26 protein-coding genes are annotated in these 23,815 nt (G+C 37.4%); all 26 read right to left on the reverse strand.

The features are described 5' to 3' along the window. Positions 1-14 precede the first annotated feature (14 nt). The 26 genes from ccmI to fliQ all read right to left on the reverse strand — a co-directional run bounded on the left by ccmI (position 15) and on the right by fliQ (position 23,811). Entirely contained in the window at positions 15-1,301 is a 1,287-nt protein-coding gene (gene ccmI / locus E2R67_RS06520) for a c-type cytochrome biogenesis protein CcmI (RefSeq protein ID WP_134290126.1), read from the reverse strand. Continuing rightward, positions 1,298-1,792, reverse strand: coding sequence for a cytochrome c-type biogenesis protein (locus E2R67_RS06525; protein WP_134290127.1), 495 nt, complete (start codon positions 1,790-1,792; stop codon positions 1,298-1,300). The genes ccmI and E2R67_RS06525 overlap by 4 nt, the downstream gene beginning before the upstream one ends. Beyond that, entirely contained in the window at positions 1,789-2,331 is a 543-nt protein-coding gene (locus E2R67_RS06530; protein ID WP_134290128.1) for a DsbE family thiol:disulfide interchange protein, read from the reverse strand. The genes E2R67_RS06525 and E2R67_RS06530 overlap by 4 nt, the downstream gene beginning before the upstream one ends. Next, positions 2,324-4,291, reverse strand: a complete 1,968-nt coding sequence (locus E2R67_RS06535) for a heme lyase CcmF/NrfE family subunit (RefSeq protein ID WP_134290129.1) — start codon at positions 4,289-4,291, stop codon at positions 2,324-2,326. The genes E2R67_RS06530 and E2R67_RS06535 overlap by 8 nt, the downstream gene beginning before the upstream one ends. A gap of 13 nt (positions 4,292-4,304) precedes the next feature. Beyond that, entirely contained in the window at positions 4,305-4,775 is a 471-nt protein-coding gene (gene ccmE, locus E2R67_RS06540) for a cytochrome c maturation protein CcmE (protein ID WP_134290130.1), read from the reverse strand. After that, positions 4,772-4,978, reverse strand: a complete 207-nt coding sequence (gene ccmD, locus E2R67_RS06545; protein ID WP_134290131.1) for a heme exporter protein CcmD — start codon at positions 4,976-4,978, stop codon at positions 4,772-4,774. The genes ccmE and ccmD overlap by 4 nt, the downstream gene beginning before the upstream one ends. A gap of 1 nt (position 4,979) precedes the next feature. Further along, positions 4,980-5,741 carry a heme ABC transporter permease gene (locus tag E2R67_RS06550; protein ID WP_134290132.1) on the reverse strand — a complete coding sequence of 254 codons (762 nt, stop codon included), beginning with the start codon at positions 5,739-5,741 and terminating at the stop codon, positions 4,980-4,982. A 51-nt stretch (positions 5,742-5,792) separates the two neighbouring features. Next, positions 5,793-6,461, reverse strand: coding sequence for a heme exporter protein CcmB (ccmB, locus tag E2R67_RS06555; protein WP_134290133.1), 669 nt, complete (start codon positions 6,459-6,461; stop codon positions 5,793-5,795). Continuing rightward, positions 6,454-7,092 carry a cytochrome c biogenesis heme-transporting ATPase CcmA gene (gene ccmA, locus E2R67_RS06560; protein WP_134290134.1) on the reverse strand — a complete coding sequence of 213 codons (639 nt, stop codon included), beginning with the start codon at positions 7,090-7,092 and terminating at the stop codon, positions 6,454-6,456. The genes ccmB and ccmA overlap by 8 nt, the downstream gene beginning before the upstream one ends. Positions 7,093-7,386: 294 nt before the next feature. After that, a complete protein-coding gene (locus E2R67_RS06565; RefSeq protein ID WP_134290135.1) occupies positions 7,387-7,779 on the reverse strand; it encodes a DUF2802 domain-containing protein in 393 nt (130 codons plus the stop codon). Between the two features lie 19 nt (positions 7,780-7,798). Then, entirely contained in the window at positions 7,799-8,290 is a 492-nt protein-coding gene (locus E2R67_RS06570) for a chemotaxis protein CheW (protein ID WP_134290136.1), read from the reverse strand. Between the two features lie 71 nt (positions 8,291-8,361). Then, positions 8,362-9,045: a chemotaxis protein CheW gene (locus tag E2R67_RS06575; protein ID WP_134290137.1), complete on the reverse strand. Its 684-nt coding sequence runs from the start codon at positions 9,043-9,045 to the stop codon at positions 8,362-8,364. Further along, the gene (locus tag E2R67_RS06580; protein ID WP_134290138.1) at positions 9,046-9,819 is read right to left on the reverse strand and encodes a ParA family protein; all 774 of its coding nucleotides are present in this window, start codon (positions 9,817-9,819) and stop codon (positions 9,046-9,048) included. A gap of 2 nt (positions 9,820-9,821) precedes the next feature. Beyond that, positions 9,822-10,784: an OmpA family protein gene (locus E2R67_RS06585; protein ID WP_134290139.1), complete on the reverse strand. Its 963-nt coding sequence runs from the start codon at positions 10,782-10,784 to the stop codon at positions 9,822-9,824. Next, positions 10,784-11,536 (reverse strand): flagellar motor protein, encoded by a 753-nt coding sequence (locus E2R67_RS06590; protein ID WP_134290140.1) that lies wholly within the window; start codon positions 11,534-11,536, stop codon positions 10,784-10,786. Before E2R67_RS06590 ends, E2R67_RS06585 begins: the two co-directional genes overlap by 1 nt. Beyond that, entirely contained in the window at positions 11,529-12,665 is a 1,137-nt protein-coding gene (locus tag E2R67_RS06595; RefSeq protein WP_134290141.1) for a protein-glutamate methylesterase/protein-glutamine glutaminase, read from the reverse strand. Before E2R67_RS06595 ends, E2R67_RS06590 begins: the two co-directional genes overlap by 8 nt. A gap of 9 nt (positions 12,666-12,674) precedes the next feature. After that, complete coding sequence (locus E2R67_RS06600; RefSeq protein WP_134290142.1) at positions 12,675-14,864, reverse strand: chemotaxis protein CheA; 2,190 nt, start codon at positions 14,862-14,864, stop codon at positions 12,675-12,677. A 12-nt stretch (positions 14,865-14,876) separates the two neighbouring features. Next, entirely contained in the window at positions 14,877-15,629 is a 753-nt protein-coding gene (locus E2R67_RS06605; protein ID WP_134290143.1) for a protein phosphatase CheZ, read from the reverse strand. Positions 15,630-15,644: 15 nt separating this feature from the next. After that, positions 15,645-16,028, reverse strand: coding sequence for a chemotaxis response regulator CheY (gene cheY / locus E2R67_RS06610; RefSeq protein ID WP_134290144.1), 384 nt, complete (start codon positions 16,026-16,028; stop codon positions 15,645-15,647). 153 nt (positions 16,029-16,181) lie between these two features. Further along, entirely contained in the window at positions 16,182-16,886 is a 705-nt protein-coding gene (locus E2R67_RS06615) for an RNA polymerase sigma factor FliA (protein WP_134290145.1), read from the reverse strand. Continuing rightward, a complete protein-coding gene (locus E2R67_RS06620; RefSeq protein WP_134290146.1) occupies positions 16,887-17,759 on the reverse strand; it encodes a MinD/ParA family protein in 873 nt (290 codons plus the stop codon). It abuts the gene before it with no gap. Between the two features lie 61 nt (positions 17,760-17,820). Continuing rightward, on the reverse strand, positions 17,821-19,263 hold the full coding sequence (flhF, locus tag E2R67_RS06625) for a flagellar biosynthesis GTPase FlhF (RefSeq protein WP_134290147.1): 1,443 nt from the start codon (positions 19,261-19,263) through the stop codon (positions 17,821-17,823). 12 nt (positions 19,264-19,275) lie between these two features. Beyond that, positions 19,276-21,369: a flagellar biosynthesis protein FlhA gene (flhA, locus tag E2R67_RS06630; protein WP_243836974.1), complete on the reverse strand. Its 2,094-nt coding sequence runs from the start codon at positions 21,367-21,369 to the stop codon at positions 19,276-19,278. A gap of 184 nt (positions 21,370-21,553) precedes the next feature. After that, a complete protein-coding gene (gene flhB / locus E2R67_RS06635; RefSeq protein WP_134290148.1) occupies positions 21,554-22,693 on the reverse strand; it encodes a flagellar biosynthesis protein FlhB in 1,140 nt (379 codons plus the stop codon). Positions 22,694-22,741: 48 nt separating this feature from the next. Next, a complete protein-coding gene (fliR, locus tag E2R67_RS06640) occupies positions 22,742-23,542 on the reverse strand; it encodes a flagellar biosynthetic protein FliR (RefSeq protein WP_134290149.1) in 801 nt (266 codons plus the stop codon). After that, positions 23,542-23,811 (reverse strand): flagellar biosynthesis protein FliQ, encoded by a 270-nt coding sequence (gene fliQ, locus E2R67_RS06645; protein WP_134290150.1) that lies wholly within the window; start codon positions 23,809-23,811, stop codon positions 23,542-23,544. Before fliQ ends, fliR begins: the two co-directional genes overlap by 1 nt. Positions 23,812-23,815 lie beyond the last annotated feature (4 nt).

Genomic DNA, 23,815 nt, shown 5'->3' on the forward strand with positions numbered 1-23,815 from the left:
GGTTAATTGTAATATTAAGACTGTTCATTTATTTCAATATCAATTTGCTCTGTTGATCCGGCTTCGACTATTTTACTTGCTCCAAACCATTGTCCATCAGTTCTATTTACAGTGCCATCTGCAGAGATTCTAGCTTTAATAATAAACTGTTTATGATCACTTAATTTTATACCTTGCATCATTGCATTTGCATCGGATAAAACGACTTTCACAGGAAACTCGCTAACAGGTAATTTAATTGCAGCGATAGGCATTGATGGCCCATTCACCGGTTGTGCATAAATAAATAAAGTACTGTTAGCGGTATAAGTTACATTATCTGTGATAGTAACAGTCACATTATAAGCAGGACCAATAGCTGCAACGGAATCATTCGATTGATTAACTACAACCTGTTCTTCAATTTGACTTTCTTCAGGATCGATTTGCAGCGCCAACTGATCTTTAGCATAAAGAATACTCTGGTTTAGCATTCCCGCTTGCTCACTATTAGGATCAACCAGTTTTAACATTTGCTGCCAAGCATCAATCGCAATAACGAAGTTTTCTTCTTGTAATGCAATAAAAGCATACATAGACCAAGCATCGTAATTATCAGGATGTTGCTGTAGAAAACCAACTAACATTGATTGTGCAGATGCCTGCGAATATTCATCACCAATCTTGGTAATTAATTCAATGTATTCAAGTTGGATTTCAATATTGTTAGGCGCATAGTGTAAGGCTTTTTCAATGGCACCAATTGCTAATTCTTTATCTTGAAAGACACGCCCTAAACGGCTGTATAAAACCCACCCTTGCGCATCACTCGGTTGATCTGCCAAATGGCTGCGTAAACCGAGCATGAGATCTTTAAGTTCTTGCTCGTTGGGGCGAGAATCAGGTTGCTCAAAAAGTTTTTTATGAATTTCAGGATAACGTTGTAATGCATTTTGCCAATCGTTCACTTCCTTAAAAGCACCAATTGACCAATACAATGCAACACTTGCTAACACTAAAAAAGCAACGCCGGGTATCCAAATACGTTTAGCATCATTCTGCTTACTTTGAACATTTTCATCAATATCATCTAGCAGATTATACTGAAGCTCAGCCACCATCGCTTCTTTATCAACGACAACACCTTGGCTAATATCGTCTTCCACTTCTTTAATACGAATATCATAAAGTTCATGGTTAAGCTGATTGCGTCGTTCTTTATTAATTAACTTCTTTGATTTCTGTCCAATAAATGGTGAAACCATGAATACAGCAAACACAATTAAAAGTAATAAAGCGGCAATAACAAATTGTAAGATCATGAATGTGTATCCTTAACATGCTTTTGTAACAACGCTTGTAACTTTTGTTGCTCTTGATCATCTAAATGAGTTGTTTTAGAACGTTGTTTTTTAATCTGTTTAAACAACACTAACAAACCAAATATGATAAATAACAAAGGCCCTAACCATAAAAAGATAGTCGCAGGTGTTACAGGAGGATCATAACGAACAAAATTACCAAAACGAGCCACCATGTAATCAACGACTTGCTCTTTACTTTGCCCTTGCTTAACTAAATCATAGGTTTTGTTACGTAAATCTTTTGCCAGTTCAGCATTTGAATCTGCAATATTTTGATTTTGACATTTAGGGCAACGTAAAAGTTTAGTTAATTCATGGAATGTTTTTTCTTGCTGAGCATTATCAAATTCAAAAGTATCAATCGCCGCTTGCCCATTTGTACTAAATAACACAGAGCCCAACAACAATAACAAAACAGAGAGTAAATTAAACTTGCTTACTTTAATCATTGCATTGCCTCGTAAATAGCTAACAACTTATCATTCCAAACTTGTTCATTTAAATCACCCACATGACGATATTGGATAATACCTTGGCTATCGATTAAAAAAGTTTCAGGTGCACCATAAACACCAAGATCTAAACCTAACAGCCCACTTTTATCGAACAAACTAATTTTATAAGGGTCGTTTAAATCTTTTAACCAACGGATCGCTTTTTTACGATCGTCTTTATAATTCATACCAACAATATAGAAGCCTTGCTGCGCTAATTTATTAAGATAAGTATGCTCTGCATAACAGGTTGGACACCATGTTGCCCAAACATTAAGGAGCATTTTTTGCCCTTTTAAAATACTTGCATCATATTGTTTATTTTCATCATAAATATCTTGTAAGGTAAATTCAGGAATTGCTTGTCCAATTAAAGCAGAATCTAACTTACTTGGATCACTTCCTTTTAATAATGGTGTTGCTAAAAACACAGCACCGGTGATAAAAATAATAAAAGGAATTAAAAGTGTTAACACTCGACGTTTATTAAGCATGTTCATCTCCTAAAACACCTGCTGGTTCTTTTTTGCTACGATAACGTCTATCACAAATCATCAACAAACCACCAAACGCCATTAATAAAGGTCCCAACCAAATCCAACGAATAAATGGCTTATAATAAATACGCACAGCCCAAGCGCCATCGGGTAGCACTTCCCCCATTGCGATATATAAATCACGCGTAAAACCTTCATCAATTGCAGCTTCAGTCATAGGCATACGCTGTACTGTATAAAGTCGTTTTTCAGCTTGCATCACGGCAACAAAATCACCGTCTTTTTTAACCGTAAACACACCAACCGTCGCTGTATAGTTTTGCGCCTTTAAGCCTTTAACTTGATCAAAATGAAACTCATAATGCTCAAAGCTAATTTGCTCCCCAACCGCGAGCTTCACATCTTTCTCGATTGAATAGTTTTGCGTCATAGTAATACCAATAATCATGACAGCTAAACCTAAATGCCCAAAACTCATTGCCCAGTGGCTATTACCTAATTTTGTAATGCCTTTGGAAAAACTATGTCGGTGAGTTGAACGTAGATAAATCTCATAAACGACACCAACAATGATCCAAAAACCTAAGAAGGTTCCCATCACAGCCAACCAAGTTAAAAATGGAGCAAAGACTAACAGGAAAAGAACAGTGACTAAGGTGCTTATGATAAGAATCATAGCCAGTGGTTTTTTCAAATCATTTAATTGCTGACGTTTCCAACGGAATAAAGAACCGACTCCAACAAATAAAGCAAAAGGCACAATTAAAATAGTAAACATTCGATTAAAAAAAGGTTCGCCAATAGAAATACTACCGAGCCCAATTTCTTTATGCACTAAGGGTAATAATGTTCCTAGCAATACAACAATCAAAGCGGCAATTAACAGAATGTTGTTAATCAATAATACGCTTTCACGTGAAGCTAATTCATAGCGGCCTCGACTTTTCACTTTAGCTGCTTGTACTGCATATAAAAGCAATGAGCCGCCAATCACTAAAACCAAAAATCCTAGTATAAATAATCCACGAGTTGGATCACTCGCAAAAGCATGTACAGAAACAAGCACTCCAGAGCGGACTAAAAACGTGCCTAATAAACTTAATGAGAATGCACTTAACGCAAGCAGTACAGTCCAAGATTTAAATACCCCACGTTTTTCACTTACCGCTAAAGAGTGGATCAAAGCCGTGCCAGCAAGCCAAGGCATAAAAGATGCGTTTTCAACTGGATCCCAAAACCACCAACCGCCCCATCCTAATTCGTAATAAGCCCACCAACTACCTAATGCAATACCAACAGTTAAAAACATCCAAGCAGCCATTGTCCAAGGACGAGACCATTTAGCCCAAGCACTGTCTAAGCGCCCTTCTAAAAGCGCAGCGATAGCAAAGGCAAACGCAACAGAAAAACCAACATAGCCCATGTACAACATTGGCGGATGAATAATCAAACCAAAGTCTTGCAATAGAGGGTTTAAATCACGACCATCGATAGGGAAATATGGCAAAGTACGGTCAAAAGGATTAGATGTTAATAAAACAAACAAATAAAACCCAAATGCAAGTAAACCTAATACAGCAAGTACTCGAGCTACGGATTCAATAGGTAAGCGTTTACTCATCAATGCAACTGCAATACTCCATGACGCTAATAGAAAAACCCATAATAATAAAGAGCCTTCATGGGCACCCCAAACTGCCGATAATCGATAATACCAAGGCAACGCCGAGTTAGAGTTGGTTGCAATATAATCAACACTAAAATCATTGATTAAGAATGAATAGCTTAATATGACAAAGGAAAATGCAACCGCAACAAATTGCAAAATAGTAAACATTTTTGCACTACGTATCGCACCTTGGTGTCCAGTATAAACGCCATACAAAGGATAGATGGTTTGTAACAACGCTAATAAACAAGCAAGAATTAAAGTAAATTGACCAATTTCAGGAAGCATTAATCTAACCCTTTTATTTGTATTGTTCTGTTTTTAAATGATCCATGCCCTTTAGCGCGTCTGCAACTTCAGGGGGCATATACTCTTCATCATGCTTTGCTAATACTTCAAAAGCATCAATCGTATTACTCGATTTTAAGGTGCCTTGCGCCACAATGCCTTGCCCTTCGCGAAACAAATCAGGCAAGATACCATCAAAATACACAGTAATTTGGCCAGCTTGATTATCAATCAAATCAAAACTCACTTTCAAACTATCAGGGTCTCGTTGCACTGAGCCATTTAATACCATACCGCCGACACGTAAACGTTGTCCGATTTCAGGTTTAATACCCGTTTCATTTTTACCGTTAATAATTTCATTCGGTGTATAAAATAAATCGATGTTTTGTTGCAGGGCAAATAAGGTCAATCCAACTGCGCATGACAAACCAACAATAAGTGAAGAAGTAATTAATAAACGCTTTTTACGTCTTGGATTCATAGTATGCCTTCTTTATTTTCGGCAGCTTTAATACGTTGCTCACGTAGTAAACGCTGTTCAACTTGACTAAATATTTTTTTACGTTTTGAAACCGTATTGATAACGAGAAACACGACACTTAATAATGAAATGCCATAGGCTAACCAGACATAAAAACTGTAGCCACCCATTGCAATAAAATCTGAGAATGATGCAAAAGCCATATTAAGCTCCTTGACTATCGTTAGAAGAAGACGATTTAACTAAAGCAATCACCCAAGGACGATGACTTTCTCGTTGTAATATTTCATTTCTAAATCGATATAAAACCATAAACCCTAAAAAGGCAGCAAAACTGACTATCATAATAAGTAATGGAATGAGCATTTCAGTGGCCATAGAGGGTTTATCAAACTTAGTGATAGTTGCTCCTTGATGCAAAGTATTCCACCACACCACAGAGAAATGAATGATAGGCAAATTAATAACGCCCACCAAAGTGAGAATCGAAGCAGCTCGTCCCGCTAAGACTTTATCAGAGAAAGCATTATATAGCGCAATAATGCCCAAATAAACAAAAAGCAAAATCAATTCGGAAGTTAATCTTGCATCCCATACCCACCAAGCGCCCCACATTGGTTTCCCCCATGCAGCGCCAGTAAATAAAGCGATAAAAGTATAAACAGCCCCAATAGGAGCGGTAGCAGCAACTGTCATTTCAGCTAAACGGATTTGCCAAACTAAACCAATAAAAGCAGCAATGGCCATAGTCGAATAAGCTCCCATCGCCATCATAGCGGCTGGGACATGAATATAAATAATGCGGAAGCTATCACCTTGTTGATAATCTGCGGGAGCAAAAGCTAATCCCCATACCATACCAACAATAAAAGTTGGCAATGCAAGCGCTAAAAACCATGGCATTAACTTGCCAGATAAAATATAGCTTTTTTCCGCTTTTGCATAAGGATGTAACCATTTCCACATAATAAAATCTCTATTCTATTTTAAATAAACAATCAGCAATAATACTGAAAATTAACTAACACTTACTCGCAAGGACGCCGCAATCGCAAAAGGCGCTAAGGTCACAGCAGCCACCAACATTGCCGCTAATAGGGCCAACAGCCCTAAATAAGACTGTCCATAAGTTGCTGCATCGATCGCCATGGTTGAAAATATTAAAATTGGAATACTTAAAGGCAGCATAATCAGACTTAACAATACGCCTCCTTTACGCAATCCAATCGTTAAGGCAACCCCAATTGCCCCCAACAAACTTAAGATCGGTGTACCGATTAACAATGTTAGAAATAAAGCCCAAAAGGTATTTACTTCAAGTGATAAAAAAACAGCCAACAAAGGAGAAACTAATAAAATAGGTAACCCTGTTAATAACCAATGTGCAAAAATTTTAGCACTGACTAACCAAGTTAACGGATGCGGCGCTAACATCAGCTGCTCTAAAGAACCGTCAATATAATCGTCTTTAAATAAACGTTCAAAAGAAAGTAATGCCGCTAATAAAGCAGCAACCCAAATAATTCCAGGTGCAATACGAGCTAATAATGCGGGATCGGTACCAATACCTAAAGGGAATAAAGTGACAACAATAACAAAAAACCAAATTGGGTTTAAAATATCACTTTGCTGACGAAAAGCGCCTAATAGCTCTTTTCGCACCACCTGAATAAACGCATTAAACATATTGTTCACCAGTAGTAGGTTTATGTAATATCAATTTTTTATAGAATTCAGTTGGAATGGATAAATCCTGATGCGTTGTTAAAACCACCATCCCACCTTTTTTAGCATGCTGAATTAATAAATCCTCAATAACTTTTACCCCTTTTTTATCAATAGCGGTAAACGGTTCATCTAAAATCCATAATTTACAATCACTAAACCACATTCTTGCTAAAGCAACGCGACGTTGCTGTCCTGCTGACAATTGTGCAGTGGGTACATTTTCATATCCAACTAAACCTACAAGCATTAACACTTCCCAAGCATCAAACTCTACTTTTGGATTGTATAAATCATGGTAAAACTGTAAATTTTCTAAGGCAGTCAATTCTGGTTTAATACCAGACTTATGGCCAATATAAAGCATGGTTTTATAATAAGACTCTCTGTCAGACATAATGCTTTGTTGTTGCCAATTTATCTCACCTGCATAGGGAGAAGACAAACCGACCAAGAGTCGAAATAAACTTGTTTTACCTACGCCATTAGGGCCTTCGACATGTAAAATTTCACCAGCACTCAAGGTAAAGCTTAAATTGTTAAATAAAATACGTTCTTCACGAACACAAGTTAAGTTTTTACATTGAAGCATTTAAGCTTACCTTTCTAAGAAAAAACAATTAAATATCATAGTAATATGATCGCTAGAGAACGGCAGAAAATATGACTGAATCCTAACATAGAAAAGCGAGATCAGTAACTATCGGATATAGAGTAAAACCTTAAAATAAAACACAGGTAATATAAAAAAGTTATTAAAGAAAATTGTAACGAAGAAACTTAATTGAGGATAAAAAGCAGTATAAGTGAAGCGTTTTAGTTCTTTGTATCAACAGAAAGGTAATACAAAGAACTATTTTAAAACATTAAATGAGCAATTAATGACTTACTTGCGATGTAAATTATAAAGCAATTCAGCTTCTGCTTTAGGTAATTCACAGTCAATCATAAGTTCTTCAACGCTTGCACCTAATTCAACCATTTTAGTGGCTCTTGTATATAGCCTATTTTCAGGCGCAGATGCGACTAAGTTGACTTGGTTTTCTTGAGTTTTTCTAACCACAACATCTAACTGCTGTAATTTTTTTCCCATCCCGACAGCACCTGAATGGATTTCAGTAAACTGCCTTTTATTTATTTCTTGCTGTGCTAATAATGATTTAACTAACACTTCAAGAGTGTGGTTTTTTTTTCTTAATTTATTGAAAAGAATCAACATAAAGATAAAAAAAACAATGGCTAACGATAACGCTAGCCAAGGGATATATTCTAGAAACATCTAATACTCGATACTGGGATTATAATAAGCTTAATTCATCCCACTCATCATTACTGAGTAGTTTGTTTAAATCAACAAGAATTAATAAGCCATTATCACGGTTACATACACCTTGAATAAATTGAGAGCTTTCTTCAGTACCAACATGCGGAGAAGGTTCCATTTCTGATTTTTTCAGATAAACCACTTCTGCAACACTATCCACAAGAATACCAATGACTTGTTTTTCAGCTTCAATAATAACAATACGTGAATTATCAGTAATATCAGCAGGCATCAAACCAAAGCGAGAGCGAGTATCGATAACAGTAACAACATTACCACGGATGTTAATAATGCCTAATACATAGTCAGGTGCACCAGGTACTGCAGCAATTTCACTATAACGCAGTATTTCTTGTACTTGCATTACATTGATACCGTAAGTCTCATTCTCTAATAAGAACGTTACACGTTGAAAAATTTCATCATCAGATGAGGCTTTATCAGTAAGTTTAGTTTCTTTATTCATATTATCTCTACTTAAATTATTAGTGATTTTAAATTTAGCTTAGTAGTAATTCTTTAAATTTCCAGAATAAATTAGCCTTGAATATCGATTCCTTGATTCAATAGCTTAACTAATTCTTCAGCATGGATCAAAGCGCACATTTTTTTCTTTACCATACCGGCTAACCAAGGGCGAGATCCTTTCTTTTCTCTCCATCGAACTTGCTCTTTCTTTAAATTCTCTGTTCCCAGTAAATTTTCACAAGAAAGTCCCCAAGATGTACTACCTAGAGCGACATAATGCGTATACTCTAGATTTTCAACATTATGATCAAGTTTCAACCATAATGCAGTATTAACAATATTGTAAAGGCGATCATGACTTTTCATAACCCCAGAAAACCATTTAGGTTTCCCCATTAAAAAGTTAAGCGTATCATCTAAATGAAATATACCGCCTAAGTCAGTTAATGGTACTGCAAAAGTAACATTATTAAGTTCAAAAAATAACACTTGAAACTCATCTTCGACATCAATATTTTTCCATTCTTCAACATCGCTAGCATTATTTTCTGCTTTTAACTGCTCACCTGTTTCTAATTTAAGATCTTTTTCTGTACTCGAGCTTGAAAAAACAAGTTCTTCCGGCAATCCACTTACATCTGGCAACGGCTCTTTAACTTGCGTGCTTTTAGCCGTAACAGGCGTTGTCATAGTGCTATCGTGAAGCATTGAATCAAAGTAATTTTTTAATGCTTCGTCGTTATTGTTTTTCATTTAATAGTGCTCAGTCTGCAGCAAATAGTTTAATAATGTTTCGTAGGCAAAAGCGCCACGACAGTTACTTGTATATAGAGAAATAGGTAAATGCTCTAAACTTGCGTCTCTAAACTTGGTATCGATTGGAATGACTCCGCTCCATACTTTATCTTTATAGGTTTCTTTAATTTTATCTAAAGTTGAAATCGATGCTTTTGTACGTCGATCAAACATAGTTGGAATAATACAATAATCAAATTCTTCACCTCGAGATTGTTGCATAATATCCAAGGTTTGTATCATTCTTTTCAAGCCTTTAGAGGCAAGGAACTCAGTTTGAACAGGCACTAAAATACGCTCACAGGCAGCTAATGCATTAATCATCATTACCCCTAAAACAGGCGGACAATCAATCAGAACAAAATCATAATCATCTTCAATCAATTTAAGCTGTTTTTTTAAAAACAATCCCATACCTTCAGCGTTACCAAGAACGCGATCTAATGTCGCTAATGACATAGAAGCAGGAATTAAAGATAAACCGTTTATTTCAGTTGGTAATATAAGTTGATCTAACTCAGCCTTGTTGGTTGCAGGATCTTGAAATAAATCATACAGACTCACAGGAAGCTGATCAGAGTCATATTGTAAATAGCTAGTCAATGACGCATGAGGGTCGGTATCAATTAAAAGCACCCGAAAACCGCGATCAATCAGTAGACCTGCTAAAGAAACAACCGTTGTTGTTTTACCGACACCACCTTTTTGATTTGCAATTGTCCAAACTCTCACGGCTACTCCTGCCTAGTAGTAATTATCAATCGGCCATCAGGAAGAAATACCTCTCTAATTTCTTCACTATCAGGCTTCGGGATTGGTGTTGGTAGATTGTTTTCTTTTTCTTTTATTTTGACTTTAATATTATTATCAGATTTCGGCTCTACAAACAATGCAAATCTTGATATAGCAATCACAACTCTACGGCTTTTAAACTCATCAATATCACCTTTCTCACTTAATACAGGCTGATATTGTCCAAACCCTTCTATAGCCATACGTGCTCCAGCAATACCATCATCGTTTAAAGCATGTAATACACTAATCGCTCGTAATGCTGATAATTCCCAATTTGATTGATATATTTCATCAGAAATCGGCTTAGTATCTGTATAACCACGTAATCTAATCATATTGTTTACTGGTTTTAATACTTCAGCAATATATTTTATATTTCTTTTAGCGCCATTTAACAAAGTATGACTTCCAGCCGCGAATAATAAAGGCCCTGTCATTTCTATGGTTAACCAGTCACCCTCTAAATTAACACTAAAGGCACCTGACGCTAATTCAACATTTAGAGCGGATTCCAATGACAACTTTAACTTAGCTAAAGATTCCCCTTGATCACTACTTGGTATTACTGATAATTCTGGCTTAATCTTTTTATTTATTTCTACCGTTAAATCGCTTTCAGGTGTTTCTAACGGCTCTTTACTTAACGTTTCGTCTTGAGTAACAATTGTAGGCGCTAATAATTCATTTGATTGTAAATTACTTGGTGTTTTATGGACAAATTGACCAGCACTTTGAATCGCATCAATAACTTCTTGGTAATTGTCTTTTTTATTAAGTAATACCGCATATAACACAACAAACAAAGCAAACATCAAAGTCATATAATCAGCGTAGGAAACAGTCCAACGATGCACATGATTATTATGCGCTTGTTTGATATGTGGTCTGTTGCGCCTACGCATTAATAAACGGCTCTAGAAATATATCCACTTAAACGTCGCTCTAATAACAGACTATTCTCGCCATGAGCGATAGCAACAAATCCAACCATAGACATCTCTTGAAACAGCGCTTGATGCTGGTAATTTAAACGAATTTTGTTAGCAATAGGTAAGAAGATAAAGTTAGCAAATGCAACACCATAAATAGTTGCAATAAACGCAACGGCAATGCCTTGCCCTAGTAGTTCAGGTTGGTCTAAAAAAGCCATGGCTTGGATCAAGCCTAAAACCGCGCCGATAATACCAATAGTCGGGCTATATCCCCCCATGGCATCATAAACCTGCGCACTTCGCTCTTGTAATTCCATTTCCAACTCGATTTCTTGCTGTAAGATATCTTGTAGGATCGCTTCATCGCTACCATCGACAATCATTGATAGCCCCATCTTGGTAAAACTATCTAATGAATCTACATTTTCTCTTTCTAAACGCAACAAGCCTTCTTTACGTGACAAAAGCGACCAACTTTTTAACAGTTGCATTTGCTCGTACAGTGAATAGCTAGGCTTAGAAAATAAAGTAAGTAATTGCAGTAAAGCATGTTTAAGCTGTTTAGGAGAAGATTGAATTAAAATGGCACCAAGGGTGCCACCAAATACAATTAAAAACGCAGAGAGCTCAAATAAGCCACTAATTGGTGCATCATGATAAAGTTGTGCAAAGACAACGCTGGAAATGATGGCAATAAAGCCAACAAGACCCAATTTATTCATGTTTTAATTCCACTAAGATTCGTTTTGACACTTCATCTAAAGGAATAGATTCTGTAGCAATACCGGCTTTGGCAACAGCCTGAGGCATACCATATACAACACAGCTAGCTTCATCTTGAGCCCATATTTCTGAACCTTTTTCTTTCAGCATACGTGAACCATCACGTCCATCAGCCCCCATACCTGTCAAAATAATGGCAAGTACTTTGTTCGAATAAGATTTTGATAATGAAGCAAAAGTAATATCAACACTTGGCTTGTAATTAAGGGCTTCGCTACCATCAACAATTTTGATCTTCCCATTAGGGCCAACCATCATCTGTTTGCCGCCAGGAGCAAGATATGCACAACCTGCTTTCAATACATCACCATCTTCAGCTTCTTTTACTGAGATTTGACAATTACCATTTAAACGTTCAGCGAAGGCTTTAGTAAAAGTACCAGGCATATGCTGCACTAAAACAATAGGTAATTTAAAATTACGTGGCAATTTAGTTAGGATCGTTTGTAAAGCTACAGGCCCACCAGTAGATGTTCCGATTGCTAACACATCATAATTTTTACCTGACGCTCTTGTTCTTTTACCAGCAGGTGCAACTGGAGTCGCAGCTGCGGCATTACGATCATTAATATTTTTTAATGCAGAGGTTGCAGGTCTAGCCGTTGTCGGTTTAGCAACCGGCGTCGTTGTTTTTGCTACAGGCTCAGGCTTTTCAACAACTTTTCTTACACGGCGAGAAGCAATCATTTCGATACGTTGTTGTAGTAACGTAATGGCTTCTTGTTTATCACGAGCAATATCTTCAAATTTCTTAGGTAAGAAATCACATGCACCCGCTTCTAATGCATCTAATGTTGCACTAGCACCTTGGTGTGTTAACGATGAAAACATTAAAATAGGAACTGGATTCGATGCCATAATTTTTTGAACGGCAGTAATACCGTCCATCACAGGCATTTCTACATCCATGGTAACCACATCTGGTTTATGTTTAATCACCATATCAATTGCTTCTTGCCCATTATTAGCGGTTGCAATAACCTCTAAAGCTGGAGAACCATTAATTATTTCACTAACACGACGACGAAAAAAGCTTGAATCGTCAACAACTAAAACTTTAATTGGCATTCTTTTTCCCTAAGCGTAATGCTTTAATAAGCTCGGTAAATCTAAAATCAATGCAATACCACCATCACTTGTGATCGTTGCACCAGCCATCCCAGGAGTTCCTGACAACAACTTATCTAATGCTTTAATAACGACTTCCTCTTGACCTAATAACGCATCAACTACGAAAGCAACAAGCTGAATACCAAGTTGCACTATCACAACATGTCCAACTCCTGTACCACGCTCTTTTGCTGCGCTTTTCGGTGCGAGCCAATCACGGAGATAGAATAATGGAATCGCTTTATCACGAATAACAATCGTCAATTGTCCATTTACTACGTTAGTTTTGGCTAAATCTAAGTGGAAAATCTCATTAACATTCGTTAATGGAAGTGCGAACGTTTGCTCTTCAACGACTACCATTAATGTAGGTAAGATAGCGAGAGTCAACGGTACTTTTATCTCTAAACGAGTCCCTTTACCCATTGCTGAATCAATGGAGATAGTACCATTTAGTTTAGTAATACTTGTTTTAACAACGTCCATTCCAACACCTCGACCCGAGATATCTGAAATTTCGACTTTAGTAGAGAATCCAGGAGCAAAAATAAGTGAATAAGCTTCTGTATCACTCATTCTGTCTGCGCCTTCCTGATCTAAAATGCCTTTGTTAATTGCAATTTCTTTTAATTTATTCGCATCCATACCCGCACCATCATCTTCTATTACCAGTAAGATGTGGTCACCTTCTTGTGATGCAGATAATAGTACGCGACCTTGTTTTTCTTTACCCGATTGCATTCGGATATCAGGCATTTCAATACCATGGTCTACTGAATTTCGCACTAAATGCACTAATGGGTCGGCCAATGCTTCTACTAAGTTTTTATCTAAATCGGTTTCTTCACCAACCAATTCTAAATGAATATCTTTCCCTAATTGACGAGCTAAATCTCGTACAACACGTGGGAATTTACCAAATACTTTCTTAATAGGCTGCATACGAGTTTTCATTACAGAGCCTTGTAAATCACCCGTAACAATTGCAAGGTTTGCAATTGCACGTGACATTTCTTCGTTCTCTGTTGTCGTTTCTAAACTCACCAAACGATTTCGTACTAAAACTAACTCACCTACCATATTCATGATTTCATCAAGCGTACTTGTATCAACCCTTACGGTTGGTTCTGCTTGAGCAACTTTAGCTCCTGGTGCTTTAGCAGCTGCAGGAGGCGCTGCTTTAGCGGCTGGAGCTGGTGCTGCCGCTTTAGGCTCTTCCACTTTTGCAGCGGGTGGAGGCGTTGGTGCTGCAGGCGCTTCCACTTTTGCAGCGGGTGTTGGCGTAGCTTTACTTCCAACACCTTGTAGTTCATCTAATAATGATTCAAATTCATCATCTGTAATTTCATCTGAAGCGTTTTCATCAACTGCAGGAACGCTACCATGCGCCCCTTTACCATGTAACTCATCTAACAATGACTCAAATTCATCATCATTAATTTCATCACTTGAGCTCGTATCAACTTCAGTTTTTGCTTCTGGCTCAGCAGGAGCCGCTAAAGAATGTTTTCCTTCTCCATGCAATTCATCTAATAGAGATTCAAATTCATCTTCTGTGATTTCTGCATTTTCTGGTTTTGCTGGCTCAGCTTCGATTGACGAACCTGACTCTGCGTGTAATTCATCTAATAATGCATCAAATTCAGCTTCATCAATATCATCAACACTGCCACCTTCATTCTTTGCTGGCTCAGTAGCTTCAACAACTTCAGGCTCTACAACTGGTTCTGGGGCAGAAGGCGCTGCGGCTTCTAATTCATCTGCAGAAGCAGGTTTACTTAAACGATGTAATGATTCAAGGATCTCATCAGGTGCCTTGATCATTTCCTCTCCATTTTGTACTGAAGAGAATTGTTCATTAATAATATCTAATGAACCTAAAATGGTATCCATTAATGCAGCATCAACGACACGGTTGCCTTGGCGTAAACCATCAAAAACATTTTCGGCACCATGACATGTTTCAACAAGTTCAGTGAGAGACAAGAACCCTGCACCACCTTTTACCGTATGGAAACCTCGGAAAATAGCATTCAATAGCTCAGTGTCGCTTGGGTTGTTTTCTAATTCAACAAGCTGCTCAGATAGTAACTCTAAAATTTCCCCCGCTTCCACTAGGAAGTCTTGTAGGATTTCTTCATCTACTTCAAATGTCATTTTCCGGTTCCTTTAAAATCCCAAACTTGAAAGCAAGTCATCAACGTCATCTTGTCCATTAACCACATCAGAACGCTCTTCAGCATTCATAATCGGCCCTTCAGCTTCAATATCTCTTTCTTTCTCTTTTTCTTTAGCTTCTGGTTTTAACTCTTCTTCATCACTACAAACAGTTAATATAACGACCAATCTAGATTCAATATCTTGTACTAAATCTATTACTTTTTTAATTAATTGCCCTGTTAAATCTTGAAAATCTTGAGCCATTAATATTTCAGTTAATTTATCTTTTACTTCTACTGCACCTGATTTTGAGTGACCGAACAAATCATCAATTGAATGACATAAGGTTTTAAATTCACCCAAAGTTAGATTGCGCGTCATCAAGTTAGTCCAACTTGGTGTGATCGCCTCTAAATCTTTGATTAATTTATCTGCGATAGGCAAACAACAATCAACGGCATCCATAGTTGTATTTGCAGCTTTATCTGTCATTTCAATAACATAGTTCAACCGATCTTTAGCATCAGGCAGTTCTTGACCAGCCATATCGATTAAGCGAGTGTCATTTTGAAAATTTAATAACGCATCATGCAATTCACGAGTTAATTGTCCAACTTGGCCAAACATAAGACGTTCTGTCGTTTTTGAAAAATCAGCACTCTCAACAATCTTATTCGCTTCATCAACTTGATCTGCTTCTAAATGTGCAACAAGAGCTTTAGCTTGAGAGAGTGATAGGCGTGGCATAATTTCCTGTGCCATACTCAACTCCCTAAATTAACCTAAACGCTCAAACACTTTATCTAATTTCTCTTTTAACGTACCAGCAGTAAATGGCTTAACGATATAACCATTTACACCTGCTTGCGCAGCTTCAATGATTTGTTCACGTTTTGCTTCTGCAGTAACCATTAAAACAGGTAGATGTTTTAATTGAGGGTCTTTACGGATCTCTTTTAAAAGATCGATCCCTTGCATAATAGGCATATTCCAGTCAGTTACTACAAACTCAAAATCACCGCTTTTAAGCATTGGTAATGCAGTATTACCATCGTCCGCTTCAAAGGTGTTTGTAAAGCCTAAGTCTCTTAACAAGTTTTTAATTATTCTTCTCATCGTTGAAAAATCATCAACAATTAAGACTTTCATATCTCTATTCAAAACATTCCCCTAAGTAAAACTTATTACTTATTTTTATTACTATAATAAAAATAGGTAAAAATAAAAAAAACACATCATATTTATCAGTTATTTTTCAGCTTCTTCACACACAGTGTGAGCCACTTCTTAGAATCAACTCTAATTGACTATATTCTATACAGAATTAATCTTAGATTTCAATCTATGTAGGGCTTGGCTAAGAATTTGGCTAACACGTGATTCACTTACTTCAATAATTAAACCAATTTCTTTCAAGTTTAACTCTTCATCGTAATAAAGTGATAGTACTAAAGCTTCCCGTTGTGGAAGCTGTTCAATCATTTGTGCTAATTGCTGTGTAAATTGGTTATCTGAAACTTTGTCAAAGGTAATATCAAAAGTTTCACTTTGCTCTGTAAACATATCACTCGGATTTGGTAAGTCTTCATAAGCAACTAATTTGGCACAGTTTACATCGCGTAACATCTGTTGATATTCATGCAATGAGATATTTAAATATTTAGCAATATCATTTTCTTTTGCGTCTTCACCAGTTTGTTTTTCAACGGCATCAATCGCACTTGCTATGGTTCTGCTATTTTTATGTACAGAACGAGGGACCCAATCACCTTTACGCATTTCATCTAACATAGCACCACGAATACGTATGCCAGCAAAGGTCTCGAAACTTGCGCCTTTTGAGGTATCAAAATTTCGCGCAGCCTCAAGTAAACCAATCATACCTGATTGAATTAAATCATCGACTAACACACTCGCAGGAAGCCTTGCCATCAAATGATAGGCAATCTTTTGCACTAAATCCGTATGCTCAGCAATTAGATCCGATGTGTCAGTTTGATATCCTTGCGCTTTGATCACTTATAAAAGCTCTTTATCACTTTTTTCACTGTCATTTAATAAGAGTTTTTCAATAAAAAACTCTAAGTGACCACCAGGTTGATGAGGTATTGGCCAATCACTCGCTCTATTTGCTAATGCTTTAAAAGCAAGTGAAGCGGGTGTTTTAGGAAAAGCATCAACCACTGTTTTTTGTTTTCTTACTGCTTGACGAACATTACCATCAAAGGGAATACAAGCAACTAATTCCAATGAGGCATCTAGAAAGCGATCGGTTACTCGAGTTAATTTGGTAAACAAATCCTGTCCTTCACGTAAACTTCTCACCATATTAGCAACAATTTTAAAACGATACACGCCATTTTGTTTACTTAAAATTTTAATCAAGGCATAAGCATCGGTAATTGATGTTGGTTCATCACAAACAACCATTAAAACATCTTGTGCAGCCTGAGCAAAACTAACAACCATATTTGAAATACCGGCAGCAGTATCAATCAATAATATATCAATAGGCGTTTGTAGCGAACTAAAAGCTTGAATTAATCCTGCGTGTTCAACATCAGTCAGCTCAACCATAGATTGAGTACCTGATGTTGCAGGAATAATCATCACTCCTTCAGGTCCAGTTACGATGACTTCATCTAATGTGCTCTCACCAGATAAAACATGAGATAAGTTTTTTGTAACACGAATACCTAACAATACATCGACGTTAGCAAGTCCTAAATCGGCATCAAGTACCATGACTCGTTTGCCCATTTTAGCAAGTGATACAGCCATATTTAGAGTCACATTAGTTTTACCAACGCCCCCTTTACCGCCTGTTACGGCAATAACTTTTACTTGCTGATTTCTCATTCTTCTCAAACCACTTGCTTGATCTGCCATCATCTTACTTACTCATCATTTTAAAAATAATTAAACCAATATGGTTCGTTCTATCATCTTAGGTCTAGTCTTCGAAACTACTGTGCCATTGATGCTTTTCTTGTTCTGCTTCCATCATCGATAAGGTACTGCTAATTAGGTTTTCTTTTTTGGCAATTTCAATATCTTCTGGAACTCGTTGTCCTGTTGTTACATAACTAATCGGTAGCGCATACTTCATCGTTACACTTAGCACTTCACCCAATCCAATACTTTCATCAACTTTAGTCAAAATACAGCCTGATAATGGAATGCGTTTGAAATGTTGTAATGCTTCTTCCACAACTCGACGCTGTGCAGTTGAAGGAACAACCAAATAACTTTTAATATTGACTCGACTATTACTCATTAATGTTTCTAACTGTTCAGAAAGGCGTACATCACGTTGCCCCATTCCTGCAGTATCAATCAACACTAATCGTTTTTCTCTAAATTGATATAAAATTTGTGACAGCTCATCGGCATCTTTTGCTACTCGTACAGCACATCCCATAATTTTCCCATAGGTTGCAAGCTGCTCATGTGCACCAATTCGATAAGTATCCGTTGTAATTAATGCAACTTGCTCTGGCCCATATTTAATGGCGAACTGAGCGGCTAATTTAGCAATCGTTGTCGTTTTACCAACACCCGTTGGGCCTAATAAAGCAATCGCTCCGCCTTGCGTTAATATTTCGTTTTTACCCACTGAAATTTTATCTTGTAGCAAAGCTTGTATATATTGCTGCGCCTCATTTGAAGACGCATCTTCAGGCACATAACTTGCCAATTGATCGGCGACTTCATCAGAGAAACCCGCACGACTTAATGACTTGATGATCATTGCGCGAACAGGCTCTTTACGTTCAATTTCTTGCCACATTAAGCCTGAAACTTGATGCTCTAATAATTTACGTAATGAAGCAACATCTTCGCTAATTTTACCAATTTCTTTATTATTACTGCCATGATTAATCGGAGAAGAGCTTCTTGATAAAGGAACATGATTATCTTTACGAGATTCCCAATTCTGTTGTTCAGCTAATGTAGCGGGTTGAGAATCAGCGAAGGATTTATTTTTTAAACCTTCATTTTCTTTAAATGAAAACCCAGCTGAACCAGTACTTTTCTTTTGCGTCGGCTTATTAATTTGTTGCGCATTTACCTTGCCAAAAAACGAATTTAATGACTTAGCAAGATCTTCACCATTTTCTTTTCTGTTACTACGAATGCTATTAGGCAAAGTAATTTTAGGGATTGATGGTGCACTCTGAGATGAAAGTTGTACGCGGTCTTCTTTTAATTGATTTAGAGGCTCAGCAGTTTTTGCTTCCTCAGCTGTTTGCGCTTGGTAATCAACGGCAGCCACGATTTCAATACCGCCGACTACTTTTTTATTAGACATGATCACAGCGTCAGGCCCTAACACCTCTTTAACTTCAATCATTGCTGTACGCATGTCTTTTGCAAAAAATCGTTTAATTTTCATTGATTACAACCGTTATTGCCCAACTGAGCTAATTATTTTTATCTGTTTATCATCAGGTATTTCCTGATAAGACAGTATGTGTAAACTCGGAATCGTATGTTTTACAAACCGAGCTAAGGTACCGCGCAATACTCCTGATGTTAATAATACTGCGGGTTGACCTATTAATTCTTGTTGTTGTGATGCTTCAATTAATGAGTTTTGAATACGTTCGGCTAATCCAGGCTCAATACCTGCGCCATCTGCTCCACCTGCTTGTATTGACTTATGCAATATCTGCTCCAACTCTGAAGAAATAGTGATAACAGGTATTTCTGGCTCATTACCAACAATCTCTTGCACAATCATTCGTTTTAACGAAATACGGCAAGCCGCAGTTAATACTTCCGCATCTTGACTGCGTGGACCGTAGTCTACTAAGGTTTGCACAATTGAGCGAATATCCCTAATAGCGACATTTTCATTAAGCAGACTTTGTAACACTTTTACAACTGTACTCAACGATAATACGTCAGGAATTAAACCTTCAACCAATTTTGGATGCTTCTTAGCTAAAATATCCAACATGTTTTGTACTTCTTCATGTCCAAGTAGCTGCGCTGCATTATTACTTAATATTTGGCTTAAATGTGTGGCAACAACTGTTGCCGTATCTACCACGGTATAACCTAAAGCTTGTGCTTGTTCCCGTTGTACTTCATCAATCCAAACAGCTTCTAAGCCAAAGGCGGGATCGATACCCGCAACACCATCAATTGGGCCAAAAACTTGTCCCGGATTGATCGCCATATCTTTATCATGATAAATATCTGCATGGCCGCAACTTACCCCCATCAATGAGATATTATAATTATTAGGCGGTAAATCCAAATTATCACGAATATGTACAGGTGGAATTAAAAAACCCATTTGTTGAGAAAGTTTTTTACGTACGCCTTTAATACGATCTAATAGCTGCCCACCTTGTGCTTTATCAACGAGAGGAATTAGACGATAACCGACTTCAAGCCCAATGGTGTCAACACTTCTAACATCATCCCATCCTAACTCTTTAACTTCTGCAGCGGATTCAGCTAATGCAGCACTTTCTTTATCATCGGTGACCGTTTGTTGTTGTACTTTTAAACGATGTAACTGCCAATAAGCAGCGCCAGCAGCAATACCACCTAAGGTTAAAAAGGCTAAATGTGGCATACCGGGAACAATACCCATCACCAATAAAATACCTGCGGTGATCATCAATGCTTTTGGATCGTCAAACATCTGACCTAGCATGCGATTTCCCATATCCGCATCAGTATTTTCACGGGTAACGGTGATCGCCGCGGCAATCGATAATAGTAATGATGGAATTTGTGCAACTAAACCATCACCAATAGTAAGAATAGTATAAATTTCAGCAGCTTCACTGGCAGGCAAGTCATATTGCGCCATACCAATAATTAATCCACCAATAATATTTATAAATAAGATCATGATGCCAGCAATAGCATCACCTTTAACAAATTTACTCGCACCATCCATCGAGCCATAAAAGTCGGCTTCCATAGTGACTTCTTCACGGCGTAATCGAGCTTGCTCTTGGTTAATTAACCCAGCGTTTAAATCAGCATCAATCGCCATTTGCTTACCTGGCATAGCATCCAAGGTAAAGCGAGCGCTAACTTCTGAAATACGCCCTGCACCTTTAGTGATTACAACAAAGTTAATAATCATTAAGATAATAAATACAATCAAACCAACGGCTAGGTTTCCACCAATAACAACCGAACCAAAGGCTTCAATCACATTACCAGCAGCATCGCCACCTTCATGTCCTTCTAACAATACAACTCGTGTTGAAGCAACATTCAAAGCAAGACGTAATAACGTAGCAATAAGTAAAACCGTTGGGAAAGCCGCAAAATCTAACGGGCGTCTAGTATAGATAGAAACTAATAAAACGATTAATGCGAGCGCAATATTAAAGGTAAAAAGAATATCCAATAATAACGTTGGCATCGGTAAAATAACCATGCCTAATGCCGCTAACACTATGATTGGTGTACCTAAGCCACCAAAAAAAAGAGCTCGTTTAGCCCAAAGAGATGAAAAAACAGCGTTGATAACGTCACCTAAAAAATTAATGTAATATCAGAAGGATGAATAATAACTAAAAAATAGAGCTGTGCCTGAGTACTTTATCACGCATCTCAATTAATTAACGCTTATTAATCAAACATTTTATACCCATGTATTAGTTATAAGCAATAATTACACCAGCCCAATTAAACAAAAAAGAGCGGAGCAATTAATTAGGGTAAATAAATTTGTCTGGAATAGGTATTTCTGGAGGTAACTCTTTAGGTCGTCCTGATTTCCCTTTTCTAAACTGCTCTAGTTGGTAAATATAAGCCAGTACCTTCGCAATTGCGATAAATAACTCTTCAGGAATATCATCACCTATCTCAGTCGTGTGATAAACGGCACGACATAATTGCGGTGAGCGCAGTATTTGAACATCATTTTCATTGGCTACTTCACGAATTTTAAGTGCCATAAAATCAACTCCCTTTGCAACAACATAGGGCGGCCTGTCACCTGTTTGATCATATTTAAGTGCAACTGAATAATGAGTAGGGTTAGTCACAATCACATCGGCATCAGGTACATCACCCATCATGGTACGTTGTGACATTTCATATTGTAATTGACGAATTCGTTGTTTCACCTCAGGCTTACCTTCAGAATTTCGAAATTCTTCTTTCACTTCTTGTTTGGTCATTTTTAGTTCGTTGTTATGTTTATAGATTTGATATGGCACATCCACAGCGACAATTATCAGTAACGATAGACACAACAATAAAAACATCCAACGCAACATATCTAAAGCTTCAAATGCGCTACCAGGTAAAGGACTCGCAGAAAGGTGTAATATTTTATCGAATGTAGCCGCTAAAATAGCCCATGAAACGCAGATAACAACAATGAGTTTTAAAATAGATTTTAATAGTTCAACCCAAGCTTGAACGCCTAGCATTCTTTTTAAACCTGCTTTTGGACTAATACGACTGAATTTAGGCATCAATGCATCTGTGCTAAATAGCATGCCACCTAATAGCGCGCTACCTAAGATAGAAATAATAAATAGCATCAACAGAATAATAAACATAGGCATACCGAGCCCTGTAAAACCTTCAGCAAGAGAAAGCCACATTTGCTCAGGATGGAAAAGCTCAGAACGTTCAAAGATAAACGCCTCTTTCATCATTAAAGATAATTCATAGGCAAGTTTGTCACCCAACACAAAAACAGAAAGCGCAGCGGCAATAAGAACAGAAGCAGTGGCTAGTTCTTTAGATCTCGCAACTTGCCCTTTTTCCTTGGACTTTCGTAATTTCTCGGTAGTGGCTTCCTCGGACTTCTCCGTGCCATTCTCGTTCTCAGCCATTGTTTATCCTTACTAATTGAGGGGTAGCAATGTTAGATATAAATGTAATCATGGTGATGAAGGTTTCACTGCACAAGGATTATCAACAAGCTCACACATAGTTGAAATACCATTTATCCACTGCTCTTCAAAGTGTAGAGGAACATTCAATAAAGTGATCCAAAGAACAAATAAGCCAAACACCATGCTTATTGAAAAGCCTAAGCTGAAAATATTCAACTGTGGTGCCGCTTTGGTCATAATACCAAATGCTAAGTTAACGAGTAACATCGCCACCATTGAAGCAATAGAAAAAGCCAACGCAGCGTGGAACATGGTAGAAATCCACTCCGCTATTTTATAATAATCTATCGCTAACAAGCCTTGCTGCGAGATAGGCAAAGTTTCGAAGCTGCTAATGATCATTTTAATCATTAACAAATGCCCATCAACAGTTAAAAACAATAGCGTCACTAATAACACATAAAATTGACCAACAACGGGAGAAACTTCACCGTTCATGGGGTCTGCCATTGATGCAAAACCTAAACTGGTTTGCATCGCAATAATTTGACCAGCAATAACAAAAGTTTGTACAACAAAAATAGAAATAGTCCCCATCGCAACACCGATAAGTATTTGCTGCAACACAACAAAAAAGCTAGTGAAAGAGAAAAGCTCAATATCTGGTGGGGGCGGTAAAATAGGTAAGGCAAAAAAGGTAATACTTAACGCAAAAAATAAACGAATTCGTGTAGGAACGGTACCAGATCCGATAGCAACCATCACCATGATCATTGCTGCAATGCGGCTAAATGACCACAGATAACTGGCAATAAAGTCCATAATGACTTCAGCCGAGAAGTACATTAGCCTACCACTTGCGGAATCTGATCAACCATCGCAATAAAGAACTCCATCAACTTCCCAAAGCCCCAATGTGCGCCGTAAGCTAATGCAATTAATGTCATCACTAAACGCGGTAAAAAACTTAATGTTTGTTCATTAATCGACGTTGCAGCTTGGAAAACAGCAACGATCAAGCCCACGATTAAACCCGGAACAATAACAGCTGAAACCAGTATTAAAACTAGCCATAACGCTTGTCTAAATATATTTACAAAAACTTCTGGTTCCATAAGT

Source organism: Psychromonas algicola, from assembly GCF_004378355.1.
Classification (GTDB): domain Bacteria; phylum Pseudomonadota; class Gammaproteobacteria; order Enterobacterales; family Psychromonadaceae; genus Psychromonas.

Bases quoted from the DNA above. Each gene is read 5' to 3' on its own strand.
- ccmI (WP_134290126.1), bottom strand. From the start codon at position 1,301: ATGATCTTACAATTTGTTATTGCCGCTTTATTACTTTTAATTGTGTTT.
- E2R67_RS06525 (WP_134290127.1), bottom strand. From the start codon at position 1,792: ATGATTAAAGTAAGCAAGTTTAATTTACTCTCTGTTTTGTTATTGTTG.
- E2R67_RS06530 (WP_134290128.1), bottom strand. From the start codon at position 2,331: ATGCTTAATAAACGTCGAGTGTTAACACTTTTAATTCCTTTTATTATT.
- E2R67_RS06535 (WP_134290129.1), bottom strand. From the start codon at position 4,291: ATGCTTCCTGAAATTGGTCAATTTACTTTAATTCTTGCTTGTTTATTA.
- ccmE (WP_134290130.1), bottom strand. From the start codon at position 4,775: ATGAATCCAAGACGTAAAAAGCGTTTATTAATTACTTCTTCACTTATT.
- ccmD (WP_134290131.1), bottom strand. From the start codon at position 4,978: ATGGCTTTTGCATCATTCTCAGATTTTATTGCAATGGGTGGCTACAGT.
- E2R67_RS06550 (WP_134290132.1), bottom strand. From the start codon at position 5,741: ATGTGGAAATGGTTACATCCTTATGCAAAAGCGGAAAAAAGCTATATT.
- ccmB (WP_134290133.1), bottom strand. From the start codon at position 6,461: ATGTTTAATGCGTTTATTCAGGTGGTGCGAAAAGAGCTATTAGGCGCT.
- ccmA (WP_134290134.1), bottom strand. From the start codon at position 7,092: ATGCTTCAATGTAAAAACTTAACTTGTGTTCGTGAAGAACGTATTTTA.
- E2R67_RS06565 (WP_134290135.1), bottom strand. From the start codon at position 7,779: ATGTTTCTAGAATATATCCCTTGGCTAGCGTTATCGTTAGCCATTGTT.
- E2R67_RS06570 (WP_134290136.1), bottom strand. From the start codon at position 8,290: ATGAATAAAGAAACTAAACTTACTGATAAAGCCTCATCTGATGATGAA.
- E2R67_RS06575 (WP_134290137.1), bottom strand. From the start codon at position 9,045: ATGAAAAACAATAACGACGAAGCATTAAAAAATTACTTTGATTCAATG.
- E2R67_RS06585 (WP_134290139.1), bottom strand. From the start codon at position 10,784: ATGCGTAGGCGCAACAGACCACATATCAAACAAGCGCATAATAATCAT.
- E2R67_RS06590 (WP_134290140.1), bottom strand. From the start codon at position 11,536: ATGAATAAATTGGGTCTTGTTGGCTTTATTGCCATCATTTCCAGCGTT.
- E2R67_RS06595 (WP_134290141.1), bottom strand. From the start codon at position 12,665: ATGCCAATTAAAGTTTTAGTTGTTGACGATTCAAGCTTTTTTCGTCGT.
- E2R67_RS06600 (WP_134290142.1), bottom strand. From the start codon at position 14,864: ATGACATTTGAAGTAGATGAAGAAATCCTACAAGACTTCCTAGTGGAA.
- E2R67_RS06605 (WP_134290143.1), bottom strand. From the start codon at position 15,629: ATGGCACAGGAAATTATGCCACGCCTATCACTCTCTCAAGCTAAAGCT.
- E2R67_RS06620 (WP_134290146.1), bottom strand. From the start codon at position 17,759: ATGATGGCAGATCAAGCAAGTGGTTTGAGAAGAATGAGAAATCAGCAA.
- flhF (WP_134290147.1), bottom strand. From the start codon at position 19,263: ATGAAAATTAAACGATTTTTTGCAAAAGACATGCGTACAGCAATGATT.
- flhB (WP_134290148.1), bottom strand. From the start codon at position 22,693: ATGGCTGAGAACGAGAATGGCACGGAGAAGTCCGAGGAAGCCACTACC.
- fliR (WP_134290149.1), bottom strand. From the start codon at position 23,542: ATGTACTTCTCGGCTGAAGTCATTATGGACTTTATTGCCAGTTATCTG.
- fliQ (WP_134290150.1), bottom strand. From the start codon at position 23,811: ATGGAACCAGAAGTTTTTGTAAATATATTTAGACAAGCGTTATGGCTA.